The 15,567-nt window shown below is 69.2% G+C and carries 13 protein-coding genes; 6 read left to right on the top strand and 7 right to left on the bottom strand.

Annotated elements, in window-relative coordinates:
* Position 1: 1 nt before the first annotated feature.
* Together DB31_RS10460 and DB31_RS10455 are read right to left on the bottom strand one after the other, a co-directional pair.
* The gene (locus DB31_RS10460) at positions 2 to 1,873 is read right to left on the bottom strand and encodes a lysophospholipid acyltransferase family protein (protein ID WP_044185838.1); all 1,872 of its coding nucleotides are present in this window, start codon (positions 1,871 to 1,873) and stop codon (positions 2 to 4) included.
* Between the two features lie 3 nt (positions 1,874 to 1,876).
* Positions 1,877 to 2,839: an SDR family oxidoreductase gene (locus DB31_RS10455; RefSeq protein WP_044185836.1), complete on the bottom strand. Its 963-nt coding sequence runs from the start codon at positions 2,837 to 2,839 to the stop codon at positions 1,877 to 1,879.
* Between the two features lie 118 nt (positions 2,840 to 2,957).
* On the opposite strand from DB31_RS10455, the gene mutL reads away from it, so the two are divergent.
* The 6 genes from mutL to DB31_RS10425 all read left to right on the top strand — a co-directional run bounded on the left by mutL (position 2,958) and on the right by DB31_RS10425 (position 8,517).
* On the top strand, positions 2,958 to 4,778 hold the full coding sequence (gene mutL / locus DB31_RS10450) for a DNA mismatch repair endonuclease MutL (RefSeq protein WP_044185834.1): 1,821 nt from the start codon (positions 2,958 to 2,960) through the stop codon (positions 4,776 to 4,778).
* Between the two features lie 123 nt (positions 4,779 to 4,901).
* A complete protein-coding gene (locus DB31_RS10445; protein WP_052419852.1) occupies positions 4,902 to 5,576 on the top strand; it encodes a hypothetical protein in 675 nt (224 codons plus the stop codon).
* A 162-nt stretch (positions 5,577 to 5,738) separates the two neighbouring features.
* Positions 5,739 to 6,755, top strand: coding sequence for a tetratricopeptide repeat protein (locus tag DB31_RS10440; RefSeq protein ID WP_052419889.1), 1,017 nt, complete (start codon positions 5,739 to 5,741; stop codon positions 6,753 to 6,755).
* Between the two features lie 131 nt (positions 6,756 to 6,886).
* Positions 6,887 to 7,402, top strand: coding sequence for a hypothetical protein (locus DB31_RS10435; protein WP_044185830.1), 516 nt, complete (start codon positions 6,887 to 6,889; stop codon positions 7,400 to 7,402).
* A 216-nt stretch (positions 7,403 to 7,618) separates the two neighbouring features.
* Positions 7,619 to 8,164: an ester cyclase gene (locus DB31_RS10430; RefSeq protein ID WP_075305934.1), complete on the top strand. Its 546-nt coding sequence runs from the start codon at positions 7,619 to 7,621 to the stop codon at positions 8,162 to 8,164.
* A 53-nt stretch (positions 8,165 to 8,217) separates the two neighbouring features.
* Positions 8,218 to 8,517, top strand: coding sequence for a putative quinol monooxygenase (locus DB31_RS10425; protein WP_044185828.1), 300 nt, complete (start codon positions 8,218 to 8,220; stop codon positions 8,515 to 8,517).
* A gap of 9 nt (positions 8,518 to 8,526) precedes the next feature.
* On the opposite strand, the gene DB31_RS10420 is transcribed toward DB31_RS10425, so the two are convergent.
* The 5 genes from DB31_RS10420 to DB31_RS10400 all read right to left on the bottom strand — a co-directional run bounded on the left by DB31_RS10420 (position 8,527) and on the right by DB31_RS10400 (position 15,557).
* Entirely contained in the window at positions 8,527 to 10,149 is a 1,623-nt protein-coding gene (locus tag DB31_RS10420; protein WP_063769203.1) for a carboxypeptidase regulatory-like domain-containing protein, read from the bottom strand.
* Positions 10,146 to 10,739, bottom strand: coding sequence for a hypothetical protein (locus DB31_RS10415; protein ID WP_240486620.1), 594 nt, complete (start codon positions 10,737 to 10,739; stop codon positions 10,146 to 10,148). The genes DB31_RS10420 and DB31_RS10415 overlap by 4 nt, the downstream gene beginning before the upstream one ends.
* 70 nt (positions 10,740 to 10,809) lie before the next feature.
* Positions 10,810 to 12,690 (bottom strand): sigma-54-dependent Fis family transcriptional regulator, encoded by a 1,881-nt coding sequence (locus DB31_RS10410; RefSeq protein ID WP_044185826.1) that lies wholly within the window; start codon positions 12,688 to 12,690, stop codon positions 10,810 to 10,812.
* 24 nt (positions 12,691 to 12,714) lie between these two features.
* A complete protein-coding gene (locus DB31_RS10405; protein ID WP_044185825.1) occupies positions 12,715 to 13,704 on the bottom strand; it encodes a hypothetical protein in 990 nt (329 codons plus the stop codon).
* On the bottom strand, positions 13,701 to 15,557 hold the full coding sequence (locus tag DB31_RS10400; protein ID WP_044185824.1) for a serine/threonine-protein kinase: 1,857 nt from the start codon (positions 15,555 to 15,557) through the stop codon (positions 13,701 to 13,703). Before DB31_RS10400 ends, DB31_RS10405 begins: the two co-directional genes overlap by 4 nt.
* Between the last annotated feature and the right edge of the window lie 10 nt (positions 15,558 to 15,567).

Here is a 15,567-nt window from a genome sequence, read left to right as displayed (position 1 = left end):
CTCAGCCCGCGAAGACCGAGCGGCGCTCCCGGAGCAGCGCCTGGAGCATGCCCATGATGGCCTCCCGGGTGCGCTCGGTCAGCCGCTGCACCTCGGCCAGGTCGTCTGCCGCGTCCGGCCCCAGCCCCTCCATGCCGATGGGATCGCCGAAGCGCAGCGTCCACCGGGCTGGCAGCGGCATGGGGCTCGTCAGCGGGACGTAGGGCACGCCCAGGAAGCCCGCCGGGATGCGCCCCAGCAGCGGTGAGGTCTCCTCGGACCCCACGATGGACACCGGGATGATGGGCGCCCCCGTGCGCAGCGCCAGCTTCACGAAGCCGCCGCGCCCGAAACGCTTGAGCTGGTAGCGCTGGGCAAAGGGCTTGCTCAGTCCCTGGTAACCCTCGGGGAAGACCAGCACCGGGCGCTGCTCGTCCAGCAGCCGCACCGCGTTCTCCGGGCAGGCCCGCACCGCACCCAGCCGGTTGAACAGCGTGCCGAGCACCGGTGCATGGAACACCTGGTCCTCCACCAGCCAGCGGGGCTCGCGCAGATCCGGCCGCTCGCGGAGGAGCGCCAGCGCGGCCACCAGCCCATCGTAGGGCAGCGCCCCGGAGTGGTTGGCCACGAGGATCGCGCCCCCCGAGGGGATCGCGTCCGCTCCCTGCACCGACACCCGCCAGTAGCGCTCGTAGAGGAAGTCCAGCAGCGGCTGGAGCCCATCCACCAGCTCCGAGTCCCGGCCGTACTCATCCAGAGACGTGCTGCCGCTGATGCCCAGGCCCGCGCTCATCGCGCCCAGCAGCCCCTGTGCCGTGCCCAGCGCCTTGCCCACGGACGCGTTCGCCAGCGCCTGGAAGGCGATCTCCTTGGCCAGCGAGAGCACCCCCGAGGCGCGAGGCTCGGACGTGTCTGGCGCTGCTCCCTGGACCTGGTCCGTGAAGAAAGGCTCCTGGGGAGGCTCCCGGTCCGCGGACGGCGGCACCATCGAGAGGGCGGGCTCGCTCCGGGGAGCGTACTCGTCCCGCTCCGTATCTTGCAGCTCCTGCTCGGGCTCCACCCTGGCGCTGGCAGCGACGCCCACGGGCACCTCGTTGGCCTCCTCGTCCGGTTCCTCGTCGGGCTGCTCGTCGAACTCCTCGCCGGACTCGGAGTACGCCCGGTCGATGACCGTCACCCCGGCCGAGAAGCTGCTGGGAGGTATCTCGCCCTCCTCATAGGGGACGCCGATCGTCGCCCGCTCCTCCATGATCAATGGCTCTGCCGCCAGATCCGCGCTGGCGCTGACCGCCAAGAGCGCCGAGGCCAGCACGGCCTCAGCGGCGGCCTCTGCGGCCTCCGCGACGACTGCGGTCGCCAGCTCCCGGTTCCAGGCCTGCTCCAACTCGCCCGGAGGAGCTGCTCCCACCGCGCTCGCCTGCTGCGCCTGGAGCGCCAGCATCGTCTCCACCGCGACCTCGGCGGCGGCTTCGGCGGCGGCCTCGGAGGCCTCGGAGGCGGCAGCGGTGGCCAGCACGCGATCGACCTCCTGCTCCTTCGGTGTCCGGGGCAGGGTGGCCCCAGGGGAGTCCCCCACCACAGGAACGCGGGCAGGAGGCCTCCGGTGCGGCGTCTCGGGAGCCCCGGGCTCCCTCAACCGATGCGCCTCCTGCTCGGAGACACTCGCGCCCCGGCCCGGCTTGCGAGCCTTGGACGATTTTTGGGTCTTGGCCGCTTTGCCCGAGCCCTTCTCGGGGCGTGCCTTCTTCGCTGCGGCCTTGACGCCCGAGGCCTTGGCCTTCTTTGGGGCAGCGGCCTTCTCCGGCGCTCGCGCAGGGGACGGCTGGGACTCGGTGGGGCGCTGCGCGGCGCCGCGCTGGAACGGATCGTTCCCGAGCACTCCCTTGGTGGCCATGGCTCAGATCCTCCTCAGCGCCGCGGCAGCGTCCCGGGCGTGATGGATGGGAATGAAACCGAGCGCGGACTCGGCACGCTCGCCGTCCGCGACCCAGCTGTAATGGATGTAGTCGAACAGCCCGACGGGCAATCCCCGGGCGCCCACGGTGTCCAGGGCGCGCACGGCGGCGCGGAACAGCGGGCCGGGGAGGGGGAGCGGACGGCCTCCCGCCTGACGAATCAGCGCGGAGAGCGGCAGCACGCCCTGGCCCACGATGTTGAACTCGCCCGAGGCTTCGCAGGTCAGCGCCCGGTGCAGGGCCCGCGCGGCGTCCTCCTCGTGGAGCGCCTGCCACAGGGGATCGAACCCCAGCAGGGTGGGCACCACGGGCTTCTTGAGCATGCGCGTGGCCGGGTTGTTCATGGAGGGGCCCAGGATGGGAGCGAAGCGCAGCACGAGCACACGCGTGTCCGGGTGGCGCTCGCGGAACGAGCGCACCTGGCCCTCCACCTGCACCTTGTCGCTGACGAAGCGGCTGGAGGGACAGCCCAGCAGCGGGGCCTCCTCGCGCAGCAGGGCGGGGTGCTGTCCCCGCGCGCCGTACACGGCGGTGAGCGAGGGCACCACGAGCCGGGCAATCTTCGCGCGGCCCACCGCGGCCAGCACGTTGAGGGTGCCCATCACCTCCAGCTCGTGCGCCAGCGAGCCGTTGCGCACGCGGCCGAAGGGGAACGCCAAATGGTAGAAGGCGTCCACGGGATGTTCGGCGAGTGCGTCGGTCAGCTCGCTCTCGGCGTCGTGGCGGGTGAGGTCCACCCGGTGGTACTCCACCTTCGTGCCCTCGGGTCGCGCCACGTCGAGTACCAGCACGCTCTGCACCGCTGGGTCCTTTTCCAGCAGTGGCAGCAGCAGCCTGCCAAAGTCTCCGCTCGCGCCAGTCACGGCGACGCGGAGCCCCCTCTTGCCTGCTCGGGTCGCATCCATTCGGAGGAGGGCGTGTTACCCAAGAACCGAGGGAAAGTCAGCCTTTCCCGTAGGAAACAGAGCCCAACGTTCTGGGTGTTGCGCAGGACGCACTACCTTGAGAGGCTGAAACGCGTCCATGTCCCGCATTGCTCGACTCAGCAACGACCTCATCAACAAGATCGCCGCCGGCGAGGTGGTGGAGCGGCCGGCCTCCGTCGTGAAGGAGCTGGTGGAGAACTCGCTCGACGCGGGGGCGCACACCGTGCAGGTGTCCCTGGAGGGTGGAGGTCTGCAGCGCATGGTCATCTCCGATGATGGCCACGGTATGGGGCGCGAGGACGCGGTGCTCTGCCTGGAGCGTCACGCCACCAGCAAGCTTCGAGAACTGGACGATCTGCAGAACCTCGGCAGCAAGGGCTTCCGAGGGGAGGCCATTCCGGCCATCGCCGCCGTGTCGCGCTTCACCCTGCACACCGCCGAGCCGGGAGCGGAGGTGGGCACCCGGGTGACGGTGGAAGGAGGCAGTCCGCCGGTGGTGGAGGACGCACCGCCCCGGCCGGGCACGGTGATCTCGGTCGAGGACCTCTTCTACAACACGCCCGCGCGGCTGAAGTTCATGCGCCGGGCGGAGACGGAGCTGAAGCACGTGGAGGAGGCGGTCATCCGGATCGCCCTGGCGCACCCGGACGTGTCGTTCCTGGTCGAGCACGGCGGGCTGCCGCTCTTCACCAGTCCGGCGTGCCCGGACGATCCCACCGAGCGGATCGCCGCCGCGCTCGGGGCCGACGTGCACCCGCACCTGTTCCCCGTGGAGGAGCGTCGGCTGGGCGTCACCGTGCTGGGCTTCGTGGCCTCGCCCGAGTACACGCTGCCCACGGCGCGCGGCATCTACACCTTCGTCAACCAGCGCTACGTGCGGGACCGAGGCCTCATCTCCTCCATCCAGCGCGCCTATCAGGAGTACCTGCCGTCCGGACGCCAGCCGCTCGTGGTGCTCTACCTGGACGTGGATCCCCACACCGTGGACGTGAACGTGCACCCGCAGAAGCTGGAGGTGCGCTTCTCCGACGGCCGCGGTGTGTATGACGCCGTGCTCGCGGCCATCGTTCGCACGCTCCGTGCCGCTCCGTGGCTCGGTTCCGGCGCGCCCGAGGCCGTCGATCCGCAGCGGCAGGCTGCACACTATGCCCAGGCCGTGGAGCGCTTCCTCACCCGGGCGCAGGAGGCGGTCTGGGGTGGCCCGATGCCCCTGCCCACGGCTGCGGATGCTCCCTCGATGGGGGCGCCTCTCTCTGCTGGTACGCCACCGCCTCCCGTGCCCATGGGCCGGGCCCCGTCCTTTGGCATGGCCCTGCCGCAGCTCAACGAGGCGCCACCGCCCGGTTACTTCGGAGCGCTGAAGCCCATGGGGGTGCTCGGCGATCGCTTCCAGGTGTGCGAGGGCCCGGGTGGCACGCTCGTGGTGCTGGACCGGCACGCGGCCCTGGAGCGGGCCCGGCTGATGGACTTCCATCACATCCTGGAGGAGGGGAAGGGCCCTACGCCCTCGCTCTTCGGCACCACGGTGGAGCTGCCCCTGCCCATCGCCAAGGCGCTCATGGGAGGCCGTGACGCGCTGGCGCGGCTGGGGCTGGACGTGGAGCCCTTCGGCGGAACGAGCTTTGCGCTCAAGTCCGTGCCTCCGGGCCTCGAAGGCGTGGACCCTCGCGCGCTCCTGGAGGCGCTGGCCCAGGCGCTGCCTCCGGCGGGGGCCTCGCTGGACGCGGTGGAGCTGGCTGAGGCGCTCCGGGTCATGGCCTGCCATGCCGCCCAGGTCTCCGCGGAGAAGCTGACGGACGCCCAGCTGCGAGCCCTGCTCGGAGAGCTGGACCGGGCGGACTTTCACCCCACGTGCCGCCACGGCACCGTGGTCGTACTGGAGATGCCCCTGCTGGAGCTGGAGCGCCGGGCGCGCTGAAGCGCCTCGGCCCGTGGCTGGAAAATTGACGCCTCAGGGGTCACTGCTACGGTGCGCCACACTCCTGTAGCACGGGTGTGGAAGTGGGGATGAACTTGCTCGTGCTCGACCGGAAGATCCGTGATGCGACCGAGCCCGCTGCTCACCCTTCTTGCCACTCTTGCTGCGCTTACCGCGTCCGCCCAGGGCGGCCCGTCGCTCGAGGGGGGCAGCCGCATCTCCGTGCAGGGCGGCTGGCGCCACGTCAGCAACAGCACCTTCTACGATACCTACTATGCGTTGCCCGAGAACCAGGGCCTCGCGCGCGCCCCGCAGTCGCGCGGAGGGCCGCTCGGGATTGGCACCTTCGCGTACTCGATCACGGACCTGATCGAGGTGGGCATCGACCTGTTCGCCCTGGCAGAGCAGCCTCAACTGGCGAACCAGCCCCAGCTGACGACCTGGGCCTACGGCGCGTTGCTGGGCCTGCGCTTCCAAGGTTGGCTGGACATCGGGCCGGAGGGCACGGTGCCCTTCCTGGGCATCCTCACGGGGCCCATGCTCGCCACGGCGACCTTCAAGGACCAGCCGCCGCGCGAGACACTCTCTCAGGCCTGGGGCGGGTCGGCGGGGGCCACGATGCACCTGAGCCCCCAGTGGGGCCTCACCGTGGAGTTCCGGCAGGTCTTTGCCCGAGGGGCCGTGGGCCGGACGGACCAGAAGTTCGGCTCCTTCAACGCGGGTGGTAGCTGGCTCACCGTGGGGGTGAACTACGCCTTCCCGCCCGACACGGGGCCTGCCTCGAGGTCCTCGTTCTAGCGCGGGGGCGCCCGTTCCCCTGGCTGCCCTCCCTGGCCAGCCTGTGGAATGGATCGGCACCCGGACCCTGTTCCCGGTGCCGAAAGTCGTTGACCGACCAGGGGAAAATTTACGATGCGCGAGCCGGCCGAAATCCTCACCGGGCCCACCAGGAAGATGTCCATGGCAGCTGAGACCAAGCCAGTCGAAGTCGAGAAGGAGCTGACGGAGATCCGCAAGGAGGTGATCGAGGCGCGCAACCTCGTCATCAAGACGGACAACCTCCTGAAGAACCTGCATGCGGAGGTGAAGACCGTTGGCAAGCGCCATGAGGACTTCCAGCGCCGGCAGTGGATCTCCTCGGGCGTGGCCTACGCGCTGTTCGCCATCCTGGCCGTGGGCGGTGCTTTCATGGTCGCCAACGCGCGCAACTCCACCGCGGGCGCCGAGCGCGAGCGCCTGGAGAAGTCCGTGGCTGACCTGAGCTCGCAGCTGGAGAAGCAGCGCGCGGAGCTGTCCGCCAACCAGAGCGCCCAGCGCGCCGCCGCGGACGTCTACAAGCTGATGACCACGCTGCCGGGTGACGAGCGCCTCAAGGGCATCGACGCGCTGTTGAAGCTGGACACCTCGCGGCTGTCCGCGCTGGAGCGACAGGCGCTCAATGACCGCGCGGTGCTGCTGCGCAAGGAGATCGGCGACGCCGCCCTCGAGCGCGGCAAGGCCGCCTTCCGCCGCAACGAGATGAGGGCCGCGACCGAGGATCTGGCCCGCTTCATGGCGATGAACCCCACCGAGGCGGACGCGCTGGACGCTTCCTTCTTCCTGGGCGCCGCGTACAACAGCATCAACCAGCACGACAAGGCGTGGCCGCTGCTGGCCCGCTTCGTGGATGGCGACAAGAAGTCCAAGACGCGTGACTACGCCATGGTGCTGCTGGCCCAGTCGTACCAGGAGACCAACCAGCTGGATAAGGCGCTGGCCACCATCCGCGACGCCATCGGCAACTACCCGGCCAGCCAGTACATGGGCGCCATGAAGGCGCGCCTGAACTCGGCCAAGCGCCAGGCCGGCCTGATCACCGATACCCCTGCGGCTCCGGGCGCGGCGGCTCCGGCTCCGGCCACGGCGGCTCCGGCGGCGGCGGCCACCCCGGCTCCGGCCCCCGCGGCTCCGGCTCCGACGCCCGCTCCGGCTCAGTAGCTCCCCGTCGTACACACGCCCGCGTGGGTGAGGGAGCAGCTCTCCCCCCACGCGGGTTTTGTGTTTTGTCCTACCCACTGCATCAGTCCGTCGTTGCCTCCCGAGGGCCTCGGTCGTAAGACGGAGACTCCGTGCCCGACGTCGACCCCAAAGACCCCCGCTTCCGCCCGTTCCGAGCTGCCGCGTACGGGGTCCACATCCTCGTCTCCGCGCTCTTCAGTCTCTGGATCATCGTGAATGTGACAGGCTCTGTATCGGCGATGACGCCGGAGCGTCCGCCTCCCGCGGAGCCGGATCAGGTGATGACCTTCAAGGAGTGCCTGGACGCCGCGCAGGTCCTGTGGACGGAGCTGGAGACACAGCGAGAGACTCTGGTGCGCACCGCGCCCGCACGCAGCGTGGATCAGGAGTGGATACGCTTCCGCAACGTCTGGCTACAGCGCGTGCGTGAGCGCGAGAGCCGGTGTGCTCTCAAGTCCCGCGAGCGAGCAGAGCTGCGCACGGTGTTCAAGCGCCTCGAAGAAGTGCAGAACCTCTACACGATTCACGCCGTGCAGTACGCCGGAGAAGTCGGCGGCGCTGTCGAGGCGCTGCAGGCCGCCTTCGACACAGCGCGCAGGAACTCGGCCGCGGGTCGCCTACCCTGAGCGTCACTTTCGGTCACCCGACCTGAGAGGTCGGGGCCATCTGGACCTAAGTTCTGTCGGGTGTTGAAGGGCCATGTACGAAGGCCCTCTGGCTAGGTGCGCGCGAACGGTCGTTGCTAACCTTGCCGCGGGTCCTGCTGGCGCATTTGTCGACACGTGTCGACACCTCCAGATCCCCCGAACCCACTTCACATCAACGCGAGAAAGGTTTCATCCATGAGTGAGTCTTTGTCGTCCGCGGAGAAGTTGGCCTCTTCTCTCTGGGACAAGCACCTGGAGTCGGAGTTCGCCCACAAGAGCCCCGAGGAGGCGCTGTCGACGATGACGGACAACCCGCGGGTGACCATCGTCTCGACCATGGTGGGCGGACGAGGCACCGAGGAGCTCCGCACGTTCTACGCCAAGCACTTCCTGAACCAGCTGCCGCCGGATCTCGAGGTCACCTCCGTGTCTCGGACGGTGGGCACCCACCGCGTGGTGGATGAGCTCGTGGTCAAGTTCACCCACAGCATCCAGATGGACTGGGTGCTGCCCGGCGTTCCGCCGACGGGCAAGTACATCGAGTTCGCGATGGTGGTGGTGGTCTACATCGAGAACGGCCGGATCTCGGCGGAGCACCTCTACTGGGACACCGCTTCGATGATGAAACAGGCGGGGCTGATCACCGATCCGAAGCTGCCCATTCTCGGGGCCGAGCACGCGCGAAACATGGTGAACAACACCGCGCCGCTCAACGAGCTCATCCACCGCGCTCAGCGCTGACGCGACCGCCTGCTTCCTGCTAATCTCGGCCTACCCACCAGGGAGGGGGGACCATGCAGGATGAGATCGTCTACGTCGTCGCGAAGCTGCAGGCCCGGGCCGGTAAGGAAGAGGCCCTCTGGAAGTTGATCGAGCCGCTCGTCGAGCCGACTCGGAAGGAGAAGGGCTGCCGCAGCTACATGGCGCTGAGGGATCGGAGCAGCCCCACGGTGCTCACGCTCGTGGAGGAGTGGGACACCGAGGCCGATCTGAACACGCACCTGGCGCTGCCGCACCTTCAGAAGGTCTTCGCCCAGTTCGCGGACCTGCTGGCGTCGCCTCCGGAGATCATCCGGTACCGACGGCTCGCCTGAGCCCACGCCTCAGCGCGTGGGCAGGGTGGCCGCGTAGCTGCCGGCGCTGTCGGCCACGGCCTGGGCCAGCAGCACGGCGGTGGGCTTGCCCTCCACGTTCACCACGCGGAAGAAGCGGATGAAGGCGTACGCGGCGGCGGAGGTGGGGTTGGACAGATCCGGCTCGGACAGCTTCACCCGTCCGGTGATGCGCCGCCCCTTCGACAGGGTGAAGGGCGCCACCTCCAGATCCACCGAGGGCAGCACCGTGACGAAGCGGCTGACGCGCGGCAGGTTCTCGGCGGGGATGAAGTCGAAGCGGTACTCGCCGGGATCCAGCCGCAGGCGGTAGCGGCCGTCCTCGTCCGTGGCGGACTCCGCCTCCGTGTTCACCGCAGGGCGAGGCCAGCCCGTCACCTCGCCCACGGGCTCGGCCACCACGCGAACGCCTGCGGCGGGGAGTCCCTCGGGCCGCATCAGCGTGCCACTGGCGACGATCTTGTCCGGACAGACGATGTCCTGGAGTGTGATGCCTCCGCGGGGAATGGCGGTGGACACCAGGATGAGGCCGGCGGGGGTGCTGGCCGGCGGAACCGCATAGAGGGTGAGCGGGGTGTCGGGGTGGCTGGGGAGCGAGAGCAGCTCGAAGCGCCCGTTCGCGTCGGTGGTGGCGCTGCGGCTGCGGAACTCGCCTCCGCCGCCCACCTTGCCCTGGAGGTACACGGAGGCGTTGGCCACGGGCAGTTTTTCCCGGTTCACCACGAGGCCTTGCACCGTCACCCCCTCGCCGTAGTCGCCGAGCTCCAGGGGCGCGGTGACGCCGGGGCGCGGATCCACGGTGAAGGTCTTCTGGGGCACCAGCGTGTCCGCGCGAGGCACGGTCACCTGGACGAGCACGTGCTCCAGCTTCGCCGCCAAGGGAGACAGTGCCAGCAGGAACTCGCCCGAGCTCCGGACCACCGGGACGCGCTGGGACAGGGGCCGCAGCGAGTCATCGAGCGCCTGGACCTCCAGGTCCGCGTCCACCAGCGTGGTGCCCTGGCGCACCACCTTGCCGGCCAGCCGGGTGACGGCGGTGGAGGCAGGCAGCAGGAACTGGAGCGGCACCGCCTGGCCGGGATTCACCGCGCGGGACTCCGACACCGGGGGGACTTGGGGATCCTCGGCCGTCAGCGTCACCGTGTAGCGGCCCGAGCCCACCGAGAGCTCAAAGCGGCCGTTGTCGGGCACGAGGTTCGTCTTGTAGAGGCGCGTCACGCCGGGGATGAGCAGGCTCTCGCCCGTGGCGCGCACGAAGATGGGGCTCGAGTACGCGACGGTGCTGCTCTCCGGGCTCGGCATCAGCGACTCGCGGCGCACCTCGCCCTGGAGGGTGGCGCGCCCGAAGAGCTCCAGGTTCTGCTGGGGCCGCAGGTTCTCCACGGGAAAGTCCTGCGGGTGCAGGCCTGCCTTCGGGTTGGGCGTCACCTCCACGAAGATGAACTGGCCCGGGTTTCCGCACCCGTCCAGGAAGCACACCTCGCCCTCGCCGCACTCCGAGTCGTTGCGGCAGACGAGCGTGCTCTCCTTGGGATCGTCCGGCAGGTAGGCGCAGGCGGAGCTGGTCACGGCCAGCGCCAGCAGCGCACGCAGGGGGGGGCTCATGCGGCTCATGGGCAGCCTCCCCCCACGGTGGTGACGAACCAGGCGTGCGTCACCACATAGCCCGGGTTGATGATCACGCCCCCGCCGTCCAGCACCACCTGGCTCAGCGGTACAGGCTCGCGGCCTACCAGCCGCGTGTCGGTCACCACCGCCTCCACCAGGTGCACCCCCGGAGCGCTCAGCGGGCTGTTGGCCGCCCTCAGGTTGATGCGCAGCATGGCCCGGTCTCCGCGCTGGGGCTGTCCGTTATTGGCCAGCGCGACCTCGCTGTAGAAACCGGTGGGGCGCTGGCTGTCATAGTCCAGGTACCAGCTCACCGTGACGAGATCGTCCACGTCCGGGTCCTCGACGATGACGGAGAAGTCCAGCTCGCACAGGCCTCCCGTGCCGAAGTCATTGATGATCGGTTCCGAGGGCTGCACTTGGTTCTCCACGATGCGAGGGGGACGGTTGCGGCGCTGGGGGATGCCCCCCTCCAGGAGCGTGTCATCCTGAGGGACGAGGCACCCGCCCGCCACGCCCACCACCCATGCCAGCCCCAGCCACCGAAGCAGTAGCGCAAGCAATCCCTTGGCCAGCGGAGAACGAGAGGATTCCATAGGAAGCTCGGGGACTTGGGACAGCGGGAGCGCCAAGGAGGGCGGGGGACCGTGACAGCGGCGTCGCAGGCTAGAGCAGCTCCTCCTCCTCGGGAGGCAAGGGCTTGCCTGACTTCTCGGCCTCCAGCTTCTCCAGGTGGCGGAAGATGGTGCGCGGGTCGACGCCCAGGTCCTTGGCCGTCTTGGTGCGGTTGCCGTTGTTCCGGGCGAGCACCTCGTTGATGTAGCGCTTCTGGAACTCTTCCTTGGCCTGGAGCAGGGGCATGATGGGGTCCAGGTTCTCCGGCTTGAGGTCCAGATCGTCCGCGCCGAGGAGCGGCTTGTCGGACAGCACCACGGCCTTCTTGATGCGGTTCTCCAGCTCGCGGATGTTGCCCGGCCACGCGTACTTCTTCATGGCCACGGTGGCCGCGGGGGTGAAGCCCTTCACCTTGGAGCTGAACTCCTTGGAGTACTTCTGCAGGAAGAACTTGCCCAGGACGATCACGTCCTCGCCGCGCTCGCGCAGCGGGGGCAGCTTCAGGGTGACGACGTTGAGCCGGTAGTAGAGGTCCTCGCGGAAGGTGTTCTTCTTCACCTCCTCCTCGAGGATCTTGTTCGTCGCGGCCACCACGCGGATGTCCACTGCCTCGCCGCGGTTGTCGCCGACCTTGTAGACGACCTTCTCCTGCAGCGCGCGCAGCAGCTTCACCTGGAGCTGGAGTGGCATCTCGCCGATCTCGTCCAGGAAGAGCGTGCCGCCGATGGCCGCCTGGAACTTGCCAGGCCGGGTCGCCACGGCGCCCGTGAAGGCGCCCTTCACGTGGCCGAACAGCTCGCTCTCCAGGAGGTTCTCCGGGATGGCGCCGCAGTTGATGGTGATGAACGGGCCCTTGGCGCGCGGCGAGTGCCGGTGGATCTCCCGGGCGATCAGCTCCTTGCCGGTGCCCGTCTCTCCCGTGATCAGCACGGAGATGTCCGTGAGCGCGATCTTGTCGATGCGCTTGAACACCTCGCGCATGCCCTGGCACGAGCCGACGATGTCGCCGTAGCGCTGGTCCTCCAGCTTCTTGCGCAGCTCGGTGTTGTCGAGCTTGAGCTCGTTCACCAGCAGCGCGTTGTGCAGGATGAGCGAGGCCTGCGCGGCGAAGATGGTGAGCATGTCGAGGCTCTTGGGCTCGAAGCGGTTCACCAGCCGGTCATTGCCCACGTAGATCAGGCCGAAGAGCTCGCCCTTGTGCGTCAGCGGCACGCACATGACGGAGTGGACCTTGAGATTCACCACGGACTCGCTGGCCTTGAACTCGGGCGTGTCGATGGCGTCCGCGATGATGATCGGCTTCTGGTCCTTCACCACCTTGGAGATGATGGAGTCTGACAGCTTCTCCACCGCGTCCTCGATGTTCTCCCGCGCGAGGTTGCGCGCCACCTTCACGCGCGGCTCGTTGCTCTCCATCAGGATGAGGAAGCCCTTGTCCGCGCGCGTCACCTCGATGACCTCGTCCATCAGGTTCTCGAGGAGCTTGTCCAGGTCATAGCTGCCCAGCAGCCGCTCGCTGAAGGTGGTGAGCCGGCGCAGCATGGCCAGCTCGCGGCCGGGGACGCCGGGGATCTCTGCGGTGTGGGACTCGTCCGAGGTGACGGACTCCGGCGGCGGCGTGGGCGTGGGTGTCGTACGGACCACGGGCGTGTCATCCCGGGAGAACGTCAGCTCGGTGCCGCCCACGCGGATGGTGTCCTGCGAGGCCAGCACGTGCGAGTCGCGCTTCTTGCCGTTGACCTGGAACGTGGCCCCGAGGCTGCCCACGGTGAAGCGGCTGCCGTCGAACTGCACGTGGAGGGCGCTCTCCGGCACGGTGGGGTCGTCCAGGGCGATGTCGTTGTCCGGCCCTCGTCCGATGCTGGTGAGGCGCTTGATCAGGGGGAGCGTGCGGACCTTGCCGTCGGGGGTGCGGACGCTGAGACTGGCCATGGGGAGAGTCCTGAGGAGCGGGAGCTAGAAGGTGAGGGTGAGGCCCGCGCCGAGCCCACCCGACGTGGGGTAGATGCGGAGCTGGGCCGAGGAGCTGGGAGCCTTCGCGGGTGCCGGGGAGGGAGGCGGGGCGGGGCGTTCCTCGATGGTGGTGGTCAACACCTGATCCTCGTGGTGGTAGAGGGCGTCAGCCACGCCCAGGGCGTAGACGCTGTAGAAGCCCGCGGCCGAGCCGATCTTCAGCAGCCGCCACGCGTCCGCCTGGTTGGCGCGGTTGGTGGGGATGTAGCGCACGGTGATGGTGGCCTTGCCCGTCTCGGTGAGCACGTCATCCAGCTCGACGGTGTCCGTCTCGAAGAGGGCCTCGTAGGCGAAGTAGGCGATGACGCTCGTCACCGCGAGCGCACCCTCGGAGGCGGCGAAGACGATCCCGAGGCTGCTGCGGCCCTGCTGGAACTGGCCCGCGCCGAAGGGGACGAAGTTCACCAGGAAGTTGCGCTTCTCCACCGTGCGCACCGTCACCTGGCGGGCCAGGGCCTCGGCGCGGCGGCGCTGCTCCTCGGCGGCCAGTCGCTCCCGCTCGCGGCGCTCGGCCTCCACGCGGGTGCGCTCTTGCCTCAGCCGGCGCTCCTGCCTCAAGAAGTCCAGCTCTGGGTCCAGCCGCTGCTTGAGCTTGTCGAAGTAGTCCACCGCGGGCGGCGGTACCACGAAGGGATCCAGGCTGTGGTCCGGATCCAGCCGCAGCAGGGAAGTAAAATGCCGCTCCGCGTCGCCCTTCCGCTGGAGGTTGAAGGCCGCCAGGCCCGCCAGCTCGTGCAGATCCACGAGCTGCTCCTCGCTCAGGCTGCCGCGATCGATCCGGGCGCTGGTGCGCTCGAGTACCTCGGCGTACTTGCCGTACTCGAAGGCGGCGCGGATGCCGGCCAGCTCGGTGTCGGAGTCCTGCGCGCGTGCCACCCCAGGCCCCAGGAGCGTGGACAGGAGGCAGAGCAGGAGCGGCAGGCCACGGCTCATTCGGCGACGAGGCTCCCTCGTAGGGTGATGGGTTTGCCCGGCTCGACCATGACCACGCGCTTCTCGGTCCGGTAGCCGGGGTGGCTCACTTCATACTCCACGCGGTGCTGGAAGCTGGCGGGCCCCCGAGGCGAGCGGATGTCGAACGGGCGCTCCTGGCTCTCGCGGGCGGTTCGCCGCTCCTCGCCCACGCGCACCTGGGCCTCGGCGGGCTGGTAGTCGAAGGACAGCTTCGAGGGCTTGAGCTGGGCGCGCAGCCGGAAGACGTTCTCCGTGCCCGGAACCACGTTGATGGTCTCCACTGCGTCCTCGCACCACTCGCAGCGCACGGTGACGGTGTGCTGGCCGGGCGTCAGCTCCAGATCATGCTGCGCCAGGGGCTGTGGGCTCGGAGCCTCGTTGTCCACCTGAACGGCGCCATAGGGACGCACGAGGATGGACGTGCGCACCTTGGAGGGGCGGGGAGCCTCGATCCGGGGTTCGGGGCGTACCACGGGCTTCTTGTGGGTGGCCGCATCGTCCGAGGGCTCCTCCTCGGTGGGAACGGGGAGCGGAGTGGGAGGCTGGAGGGGCGTGTTCAGCCCAGGATCGGCCGCCTGCGGAGCCGTGGGGGACTCGGGGGGCGTTGGGACCGGGTTGGTGGGCCGGGTTGGCGGGTCAGGAGGGGGTGCCTCCGGCCGCGCGGGCTCGCCGGTGTCTGGCTCCGAGCTCAGGAGGAAGTACCCGCCTGTTCCGAGCACCGCGAGGACTACGAGCGCCACGCCGGACTGGATGCCGCGCTTGATCCACAGCTTGCGGCGCTTGGCGCGGTTGAGCCCATCGAGGAGCGCCAGGGCCCGGGTGTTCTGCGCATCCAGGGCGAGGACTTGGTTGAGGCTGGCCAGTGCGCGCGGGGTGCGCTTCTCGGCGAGCAGGTGCTCGCTGCGCTCCAGCAGCACGGTGACGATGCGCTGACGGGCGGCCTTCTTATAGGAGGGCGGGTCGGCGAAGAAGGAAGCCAGTTCCTCGTTGACGCGAGGGAAGCCCAAGCCGGTGAGGTAGTCCGCGAGCGCATCGCGCAGGCCGCCCGCGCTCGGGTAGCGGTGGTGCCGGTCACGCTGGAGACATCGGGCGATGATCTCCGCCAGCTCGTCCGAGAGCGAGGCTACCCGGCGGCGCGGATCCTCGTAGGTCCCGTCCAGGATGCGCTTGAGCGTGGCCGTCGTGTTGGACGCGGTGAAGGGCAGCCGGCCCGTGACGAAGGCGTAGAGCATGATGCCCAGTGAGAACACGTCCGCCTCGGGGCCGGCCTCCAGGCCCTCGATGATCTCGGGGGCCATGTGGGCGGGCGAGCCCACCAGCGTGCCGGTGACGGTCATCCGCTCCTCGGTCTCCAGGAGCTTGGCGATCCCGAAGTCCATGAGCTTGAGGACGCCGTCCTCGCGCACCATGACGTTCTCGGGCTTGAGGTCGCGGTGGATGACGCCTTCCTCGTGGGCGTGGGCGAGCGCCGCGGCCAGCTCGTGGATGATCATCGCGGCGATCTCGGGCGGATCGATGCCGCCCTCGTCCAGGTACTGCCGCAGCGTGCGGCCGCGGATGTACTCGGTGACGATGTACGCGTTCTGCGCGTCGGCGGCGGAGAAGTCGAAGACCTCGAGGATGTTGGGGTGGTGGAGCCGGGCCACGGCCTTGGCCTCGCGGGCGAGGCGGCGGCGGGACTCGTCCCTTCCGGCCAGGTGCGGGTGCAGCACCTTCACCGCCACTTCGCGATCCAGGGCGGTGTCGAGCCCCTTGTACACGACGCTCATGCCCCCCGAGCCGAGCTGCTCGAGGATGCGGTAGCGACCGATCTGGCGGCCAACGAGCGTCATCGTGTCAGGT

This window comes from Hyalangium minutum (assembly GCF_000737315.1).
In the GTDB taxonomy this organism is placed as follows: Bacteria; Myxococcota; Myxococcia; order Myxococcales; family Myxococcaceae; genus Hyalangium; species Hyalangium minutum.
This window is presented reverse-complemented; position numbering and strand designations above follow the sequence as displayed.

Coding starts and splice junctions, on each gene's coding strand:
- DB31_RS10460 (WP_044185838.1), bottom strand. CDS start 1,873: ATGGCCACCAAGGGAGTGCTCGGGAACGATCCGTTCCAGCGCGGCGCC.
- DB31_RS10455 (WP_044185836.1), bottom strand. CDS start 2,839: ATGGATGCGACCCGAGCAGGCAAGAGGGGGCTCCGCGTCGCCGTGACT.
- mutL (WP_044185834.1), top strand. CDS start 2,958: ATGTCCCGCATTGCTCGACTCAGCAACGACCTCATCAACAAGATCGCC.
- DB31_RS10445 (WP_052419852.1), top strand. CDS start 4,902: ATGCGACCGAGCCCGCTGCTCACCCTTCTTGCCACTCTTGCTGCGCTT.
- DB31_RS10440 (WP_052419889.1), top strand. CDS start 5,739: ATGGCAGCTGAGACCAAGCCAGTCGAAGTCGAGAAGGAGCTGACGGAG.
- DB31_RS10430 (WP_075305934.1), top strand. CDS start 7,619: ATGAGTGAGTCTTTGTCGTCCGCGGAGAAGTTGGCCTCTTCTCTCTGG.
- DB31_RS10425 (WP_044185828.1), top strand. CDS start 8,218: ATGCAGGATGAGATCGTCTACGTCGTCGCGAAGCTGCAGGCCCGGGCC.
- DB31_RS10420 (WP_063769203.1), bottom strand. CDS start 10,149: ATGAGCCGCATGAGCCCCCCCCTGCGTGCGCTGCTGGCGCTGGCCGTG.
- DB31_RS10415 (WP_240486620.1), bottom strand. CDS start 10,739: ATGGAATCCTCTCGTTCTCCGCTGGCCAAGGGATTGCTTGCGCTACTG.
- DB31_RS10410 (WP_044185826.1), bottom strand. CDS start 12,690: ATGGCCAGTCTCAGCGTCCGCACCCCCGACGGCAAGGTCCGCACGCTC.
- DB31_RS10405 (WP_044185825.1), bottom strand. CDS start 13,704: ATGAGCCGTGGCCTGCCGCTCCTGCTCTGCCTCCTGTCCACGCTCCTG.
- DB31_RS10400 (WP_044185824.1), bottom strand. CDS start 15,557: ATGACGCTCGTTGGCCGCCAGATCGGTCGCTACCGCATCCTCGAGCAG.